Origin of the sequence: Dactylosporangium sp. NPDC005572 (assembly GCF_040605515.1) — a bacterium.
In the GTDB taxonomy this organism is placed as follows: Bacteria; Actinomycetota; Actinomycetes; order Mycobacteriales; family Micromonosporaceae; genus Dactylosporangium.
This window is the reverse complement of sequence record NZ_JBEXCY010000345.1, coordinates 1-7,271: the sequence shown is the minus strand read 5'-3', so window position 1 is coordinate 7,271 and position 7,271 is coordinate 1. Positions and strand designations below refer to the sequence as shown.

General features: G+C 75.9%; 9 protein-coding genes. 4 read left to right on the top strand and 5 right to left on the bottom strand.

Annotated elements, in window-relative coordinates:
- Nucleotides 1-82: 82 nt before the first annotated feature.
- Entirely contained in the window at nt 83-856 is a 774-nt protein-coding gene (locus ABZS66_RS59235; protein ID WP_354773418.1) for a hypothetical protein, read from the bottom strand.
- Nucleotides 853-1,338 (bottom strand): sigma-70 family RNA polymerase sigma factor, encoded by a 486-nt coding sequence (locus ABZS66_RS59230; protein WP_354773416.1) that lies wholly within the window; start codon nt 1,336-1,338, stop codon nt 853-855. Before ABZS66_RS59230 ends, ABZS66_RS59235 begins: the two co-directional genes overlap by 4 nt.
- Nucleotides 1,339-1,577: 239 nt before the next feature.
- Between ABZS66_RS59230 and ABZS66_RS59225 the strand changes: the two genes are divergently transcribed.
- Nucleotides 1,578-2,060, top strand: coding sequence for a GNAT family N-acetyltransferase (locus tag ABZS66_RS59225; protein ID WP_354773414.1), 483 nt, complete (start codon nt 1,578-1,580; stop codon nt 2,058-2,060).
- Nucleotides 2,061-2,194: 134 nt separating this feature from the next.
- Complete coding sequence (locus ABZS66_RS59220; RefSeq protein WP_354773412.1) at nt 2,195-2,992, top strand: methyltransferase domain-containing protein; 798 nt, start codon at nt 2,195-2,197, stop codon at nt 2,990-2,992.
- Here ABZS66_RS59220 and ABZS66_RS59215 read toward each other — a convergent pair.
- On the bottom strand, nt 2,977-3,741 hold the full coding sequence (locus tag ABZS66_RS59215; RefSeq protein ID WP_354773410.1) for a hypothetical protein: 765 nt from the start codon (nt 3,739-3,741) through the stop codon (nt 2,977-2,979). The genes ABZS66_RS59220 and ABZS66_RS59215 overlap by 16 nt on opposite strands.
- 280 nt (nt 3,742-4,021) lie before the next feature.
- On the opposite strand from ABZS66_RS59215, the gene ABZS66_RS59210 reads away from it, so the two are divergent.
- Nucleotides 4,022-5,269 (top strand): MFS transporter, encoded by a 1,248-nt coding sequence (locus ABZS66_RS59210; RefSeq protein WP_354773408.1) that lies wholly within the window; start codon nt 4,022-4,024, stop codon nt 5,267-5,269.
- On the opposite strand, the gene ABZS66_RS59205 is transcribed toward ABZS66_RS59210, so the two are convergent.
- On the bottom strand, nt 5,209-5,967 hold the full coding sequence (locus tag ABZS66_RS59205) for a phosphotransferase (protein WP_354773406.1): 759 nt from the start codon (nt 5,965-5,967) through the stop codon (nt 5,209-5,211). The two genes, ABZS66_RS59210 and ABZS66_RS59205, sit on opposite strands and share 61 nt — an antisense overlap.
- Nucleotides 5,964-6,782 (bottom strand): DUF1963 domain-containing protein, encoded by an 819-nt coding sequence (locus tag ABZS66_RS59200; protein ID WP_354773404.1) that lies wholly within the window; start codon nt 6,780-6,782, stop codon nt 5,964-5,966. Before ABZS66_RS59200 ends, ABZS66_RS59205 begins: the two co-directional genes overlap by 4 nt.
- 40 nt (nt 6,783-6,822) lie before the next feature.
- Between ABZS66_RS59200 and ABZS66_RS59195 the strand changes: the two genes are divergently transcribed.
- A partial coding sequence (locus ABZS66_RS59195) for a hypothetical protein (RefSeq protein WP_354773403.1) occupies nt 6,823-7,271 on the top strand: 449 nt, incomplete at its 3' end.

Here is a 7,271-nt window from a genome sequence, read left to right as displayed (position 1 = left end):
ACGCGGACCGGGTGCGCTCCTACCTGCTCCTGGCCGAGGAGTGGGCCCGGCGCGGTCACCGTGCCGCGCTGGATGGCGGCGTCTAGCGGATCCGGCCGACCGCGTGCTCGGCGACGAGCAGCGCCTGGGCGGTGGTGAGGACCGGCGGGCCGCCGTCGTCGGGCCCGGTCACGATCAGCGTCATCACCCGGTCGGCGGGCAGCGCGACGCGCAGCTCGAACCCCTGCGTGGGGCCGGGGCCGCCGGTCAGCAGCACCGCCGGTACACCCGATGGCGTCTGCACGTCGGCGCACTGCCGCGGCGTCGCGGGCTTGGTCGGCTCGCGGCCCTTCGGCGGCTGGGGCGTCGACAGGGTCGCGCACGACAGCCCCGGCGCGGTCCACGTGTGGGCCATGACGGTGAGCGCGCCGGTCGTGCCCGCGACCCGCAGGGTGCCGCTGCCGTGCCAGCCGGGCGGGGACACGTAGTCGATGACCGTGATCCGGATGCCGGGCCCGGGGTCCCAGGTCGCGGCGGGGACGGCGGCCCGCACGGCGTCGTCGAGCGCCGCGGCGAGCTGCCCGGCGCTCACCTCAGCCTCCGCCCGGGTGGCCGCGCGCAGCTCGAACCGGTCGTCCCGCGTCGGCGACGCCACCGCTCCCGGCGGCGCCCCGGCCGGCGTGGTGGCGCTCGTGAAGACCGCGACGGCGATGCCGGCGGCCGCGACCGCGGTCAGCGTGAGTGCCGCGCGCCGGGTGGCCCGCACGCGCCGGTCCCGGCGGACCAGGGCGCGCGTGTCGATGGCGGTCTCCGGAGGTGTACCGATGAGGTCGTCGAACAGCTGGTGCATGGGTTCCCCTTCGAGATCGTCGTTCACGGCGTCACCCGCGCGGCCCGCAGCTGCTCCAGGGCCCGGGCGGCCTGGCTCTTGACGGTGCCGGGCGCGACGCCGAGGATGTCGGCGGTCTCCTCGACGGAGTGGTCGAGGTAGAACCGCAGGATGAGCACGGCCCGCTGCCGCGGCCCGAGCGAGCGCAGCAGGTCGGCGAGGGGCAGCCGGTCGACGATCCGGTCCTCCATCCGGTACTCCGGGGAGGGCGGATCGGCATCGACCCGCTCCCGCCGCCGCCACCCACGCCGGCGTTCGTTGAGCCAGCACCGCGCGAGCACCTTCTGGGCGTAGGCGTCGGCGTTCCCGGCCAGCCGCACCTTCCCCCAGTGCCGGTGCAGCCGGATGACGGCCTCGGACACGAGATCGTCGGCGAGGTGCCAGTCCCCGCACATCAGGTACGCCCCGCGCCGCCACCGGTCGAGCCGACCGGCAACGAACGCGTGGAACTCATCATCAAGCTCGGCCAAGGCGCCTCCCACGTCCGGTGTCCTGCTCTCTCACCCGATACGACCGGCGCACCCCGGCTCCGGGGTTGCACGCATCACGGCGGGGAGTAAATCGGAGGCTCGGGGCGGCTCGGGCCGCTAGACTGTGCGGCATGGAATGCTTCGCCGCCGGCCGTAGCCGTCGCTGAGGGCCACTCGCCGCCATCACGGGCCGCGAGTGGGAACGGTCATCCTTCCCTCAGCCCGAAAGGCACCATTCCATGTTGGTTCGTTCCTTCCTTCCGCATGACCTGACCCGGCTCGTCGACCTCACCATCGACACGTTCGGGCCCTTCTACGAGCACTCCTTCCGGCCGGCCGTGGGCGACGTCGTCTTCGCCAACCAGCACGGCGACTGGCGCGGCGACTACCGCACGCAGGTCGCCCAGCTGCACGAGCCGGAGCAGCACAAGTACGTGGCGCTCGCCGAGGTCGACGGGGCGCTCGCCGGGTACGTCGCGTGGAGCGTCGACCCGGCCCGCCGCAACGGCTCGGTCTCGCACCTCGCGGTCGCCGCCGGGCACCGCCGCCACGGCACGGGCACGGTCCTGTGCGAGCACGCGTTCGCGGACATGCGCTCCCGCGGCGCCGAGGTCGTGGAGATCGGCACCGGCGCCGACGCCTTCCACGCCCCGGCGCGGGCGCTGTACAAGCGCCTGGGCTGCACGCCGTTCCCGGTGACGTTCTACTACCGGCAACTCTGACGGCACGCCGGTGCACGACGCACCCGGCAGCGCGGCCGCCCCGGGCTTCCCGGGCGGCCGCGAGGTCGTCGTCACCGGCACCGCGACGGCTGGATGGCCGTCGGCGCCGCGGTCCACCTGAGATGATGCGGGGCGTGACGGACGACGGCGGGTACCTGCTCGACAACCGGCAGGCCGAGGCGGGCCGGCGCTTCGACGCCCTGGCGGCGCTGTTCAACGCGTCCACGTTCCGGCACATCGAGGCGCTCGGCATCGCGCCCGGGTGGCGCTGCTGGGAGGTCGGCGCGGGCGGGCCCAGCGTGCCGTCGTGGCTCGCCGGCCGGGTCGGTCCGGCGGGCGAGGTGCTCGCCACCGACATCGACGTGTCGTGGATGCCGGACGGCGCCGGGTACACGGTGCGCCGCCACGACGTGGGCGCCGAACCCCCGCCGTCGACCGGCTTCGACCTGGTGCACGCGCGACTGGTCCTGGTGCACGTCCCGCGGCGCGCCGAGGCCCTCGCCGCGATGGTGTCGGCGCTGCGCCCCGGCGGCTGGCTGCTGCTGGAGGAGGCCGACCCGGCGCTGCAGCCGCTCGCCTGCCCGGACGAGTACGGCCCGGCCCAGCGCCTGGCGAACAAGGTGAAGCACGCCTTCCGCGCGCTGATGGCGCAGCGCGGGGTCGACCTGGCGTACGGCCGCACGCTCCCCCGCCTGCTCCGCGAGGCCGGCCTGACCGACGTCGAGGCCGACGCGTCGTTCCCGGTCACCGGCCCGGCCTGCGTCCGCCTGGAGGAGGCCACGGTCCGCCAGATCCGCGACCGCCTCCTGGCGGCCGGCCTGGCCACGACGGAGGAGATCGACGAGCACCTGGCCAACCTGGCGACGGGCACCCTGGACGTGACCACGTCCCCGATGGTGTCGGCCTGGGGCCGCCGTCAGCACCAGACGTAGAGGCCGTAGCCCTCGTCGAGCCACGACGTGACCCACGCGAAGAACTGCTCCACCCGCCGGTCGTCCGCCGGCGCCGGCCGGGGAGCGTGCGTCTTGAAGCCCGCCGGGACGGCCCGGTTGAACTCGCGGACCGCCTCCCGCAGCAGCGCGAGGTGCGCGGCGCCGGCCTGCGTCCACGAAGCCTGCCCCGCTACGGGCGCGTCGTCGGCGCCGGACGCCGGGGGCGGGCCGGGCGGCGGCGGCAGCGGCGCGGCCGGCAGCGCCAGGGCCCGGGCGCAGGCCTGCTCGAAGCGGTCCCGGCGGGTCCACGCGTTCGTCCGGGTCTTCGCCTGCTGCACGAGCTCCAGCAGTACCCCCTGAGCCGCTGCCACCTCCTGCGCCGTCTCGTGGGCGCTCAGCCGGGCCAGGTAGTGCCGCATCCGCCCGGCGCCGGCCTCCCCGTGCCACCACCGCCACCGCGCCACCGCCCGGCGGGCGTCCGCGGGCAGCATCGTCGAGCAGGCCGCGGACCGCCACTCGGGCGGGAGCACCGGGTCGCGGACGACGGCACCGACCCGGAAGCTCGGCCAGTACCCGTCCACGACGGGAACGTCGAGCCGGTCGAGCAGCCCGTCGCCGGGCGCGGGCCCGGGGTCGCCGGCGCCGAACATCAGCCGCCGCACGAACCGCGCCTGGCCGTCGATCAGCCCGGCGACCTCGCCGAGGTCCGCACCGGCCCGCGGCCGCGCCGGCACCCAATCGACCCCCACGACGCGCACTGTACGCGGAAACGCGTCGGCGGCGCCGCGGCCGTGGTGCTCAGCCGACGGTGGCCAGGACGGCGGTCAGGCCGTGGTCGAACAGGTCGTCGTCGGGCCAGCGGGTCTCGTCCAGGTGGCCCGTCGCGTGCAGGGTCGGGTACGACTCCATGCGGCGCCTCGTCTCGGCGCGCAGCGGTGATCGCGAGCTCGAATCGACAACCGCCGGTTGTGGCTCGCCGGTCCGGGCGTTGTTTGATCGGCCGGACCCACCCCTGGTGGGATCGCTGCCGTGGATCGGCGGTTCGGGTGGTTGTGGGGGGCGTACGCGGTCAGCGCGTACGGATCGGGGCTGGCGTTCGGCGCGCTGCCGCTCATCGCCGTGCTCGTGCTCGACGCGGGGCCGGCGCAGGTGTCGGCGCTGTCCGCGGTCGGGCCGGCGGTCGGCGCGCTGCTCGCGGTGCCGCTCGGGCCGTGGGTGGAGTTCCGCCGCAAGCGGCCCGTGATGATCGCGATGGAGCTGGTGCGGTGCGCGGCGCTGCTGTCGATCCCGGTCGCGTACGCGCTCGGCCGGCTGAGCTTCGCCCAGCTGCTCGCCGTCACCGCCGTGGTCGCCGCCGCGAAGATCGCGTTCACTGCGGCGAGCGGCGCGTTCCTCAAGGCGATCGTCCCCCGGGAGCAGCTGGTCGCCGCCGGCTCCCGGTTCGAGGCGACGACGTGGAGCTCGATCGCGGTCGGGCCGCCGCTCGGCGGGGCGGCGATCGGGCTGTTCGGGCCGGTCGTCACCGTGGTCGCCGACGCGCTCAGCTACCTGCTGTCGGCGCTGGGCATCGCGGCGATCGGCGGTGTGGAGGAGCGCCCGCGGCGCACCGGGCGGGGACCCGGCGGCTGGCGGCACCTGCTCACCCATCCCGGGCTGCGGGCGCTGTACCTCAACCAGCTCGTCGTCGCCGGGCTCATCATGGCGACCGAACCGCTGCTGGCCGTGCTCATGCTGCGCGACCTCGGCTTCCCGCCGTGGCAGTACGGGCTCGCGTTCGCCGCGCCCTGCCTCGGCGGGCTGGTCGGGTCACGCCTCGCCCCGCGGCTCGTCGCGCGGTACGGCGGCATCCGCATCCTGCGGGTGGTGGGGACGCTGCGGGCGGTCTGGCTGATCGGGCTGGTGTTCGTGGGGCCCGGCGTCGCCGGCCTGCTGACCGTCATCGGCGTCGAGCTGGCGATCATCATCAGCATGAGCCTGTACAACCCGGTGCTCGCCGCCTACCGGCTCGAACACACCCCGCAGGACCGGGTCGCCCGGACGCTGTCGGCGTGGTCGGTCAGCAGCAGCGCCGCGATCGCCGTGCTCAGCGCGCTGTTCGGGCTGCTCGCCGCCGGCGTCGGCCCGCGCGCGGCGATCGGGGTCGCGGGCCTGCTCATCCTGGCCAGCCCGGTGCTGCTCAGGACGCTCCCGGCCACCCCCTCAGGTATCGACGGCTGTCACGGCGGGAACAGCCAGGCGAGGCTGCGTCCGGCGGCCCGCGCGTGCTCGCCGCCGTAGGCGAGGTCCTCCAGGGCCGCGCAGCGGGCGAAGAACGTGATCCGCTCGGGCGCGGGCGGTTCGCCGCCGTACGCGCCGAGCACCTCCGCGAGGAACCCCGGCCCGAAGTCGCGGTAGAGCCGCGCGAAGTCCAGCGCCGGGTCGGTGACGGCGGCGTCGGTCCAGTCGATGACGCCCGTGACCGCCCCGGCGTGCTCCAGCAGGTGCTCCGCACCGAGGTCGGCATGCGCGAGCACCAGCCGCCGGGCCGGTTCGGGGACTGTTCTCAGCAGTACTGCGAGCAGGTCGGCCGGCCCGTCGAGGTCCGCCAGCCACTCGCGGGGGTCGGCGCCGTCCACCGGCACCGCGGCCGTCTCGACGGCGTGCAGCTCGCCCAGGAACCGCCCCAGCTGCCGGGCCAGCCCGTCCGGTGCGGGCCGCCCGAGCAGCGGCCGGCCCGGCAGCAGCGGATAGGCCAGGACGCCGCGGCCCGGGTCGGCGAAGCGCACCGCCGGGACCGGCAGGGAGACGTGCGGCGCGATGAGGTCGAGGAGGGCGGCCTCCCGGGCCACCGTGTCGTGGTCGGTGACGCGCAGGACCAGGTCACCGGCGAGGAAGGCGGTGTTGTCCAGGCCGCTGCCCAGGTCGGTGACCGGCCGGCCGGCCAGGTCGGGAGCATGGTCCCGCAGCGCCTGGACCGCGCGCGAGCGGGCGCTCACCCGACGCTCCGGTACGGGCGGCGCAGCGTCAGGACCGCCCGGTCGAAGCGGGCGGCGGCCAGGTCGTCGGCGCGGATGAGCCAGTGCAGGAGCACGCCGTCGTCGCCGTGCCAGGCGATGCCGGGGTCGCTCCGGTCGAACTGGGCCAGCTGCTGCCAGGCGAGGGGGTCGCCGCCGACGTCGTACGCCACCGACCGGCGCAGCGGGCTCGGGTGGCCGCCGACGCGGTGCTCGGCCTCACCTCCTGCTGACGCGAGGGCTCTGGCGAACGCGAGGGCGTGCAGGGGGTGGCCGGGGGCGGTCGCCGCGTCGCCGAACTCGCGGCGGACGAGGGGATGGTCGGCGGCCGGGGCGGTGCTGCCGGGCCGGGCGCCGAGCCGGGTCCGCTCGTAGGCGTTGCCCCGCGCCGGGGTGGCGCGGGGGCGGACGGGCGTCCCGGCCGGCACGTGCACGAGCCGGGCCGCCTCGGCCGCGGGCGGCCCGTCGTCGTCAGCGTCGTCAGCGTCATCCGGGTCGTCGTCGAACAGCGCCTCGTCGACGAAGAACACCATCCGACCCCGCGCCGGCAGGCCCACCGCTGCGCAGTCGACGGTGGCGAGGTGGTACAGCGGCCGCCCGTCGCCGGTCACCGGCCACGGCACGTCGTCCGGCAGCGCCGGCTCGCCGCCGAGGTGCCCGGCCACGGTGGTCAGCACGTCACCGGCCCGCAGCGGGACGAGCCCCACCGCCGGCCGGCACAGCGGCAGCCACCGCTCGGCGACGTCGGCGGGCAGGTGCGCGCGGGCCAGGGCGGCCAGTTCGTCATCGGTGTGCACCCGGGCCATGATATTGACGCCACGCCGTACCGTGCCGGCTATGGGATTCCTGCGCCGGCACGGCCTGCTCACCCGGGCCGCCGCGCTGTTCCTCGGGGTCTTCACCGCCTCGGCCGTGCTCGCGGTCCTCACCCGCCTGGCCGGGATCGGCACCGGCCCCTCGATCGCCGTCGGCGCGGTCCTGTGGGTGACCACGTTCATCCTGGCGTCGGTCCTGCTGCCGTCGCTCGGCGACCGCTACGGCCTGCGCTTCCTGGCGTTCCTGGTGACGGCCGTCCTGCAGTTCCTGGTCCCGGCGGTGCTGTGGTCGGCGGTCCTCGCCACCCGCGGCGAACGCACCACGGCCACGGTCGCCGAGGTGCAGGTGGGCCCGCAGCAGAAGGTCCGCCACGTCTACTACCGCCTGACCGACGGGGACGGCCGCCCCATCGCGGGGAGCACCAGCCGCGCCGCGATCTCCCGGTTGCTCAGCGCCTCGGCGACGAGCGC

Coding starts and splice junctions, on each gene's coding strand:
- ABZS66_RS59225 (WP_354773414.1), top strand. CDS start 1,578: ATGTTGGTTCGTTCCTTCCTTCCGCATGACCTGACCCGGCTCGTCGAC.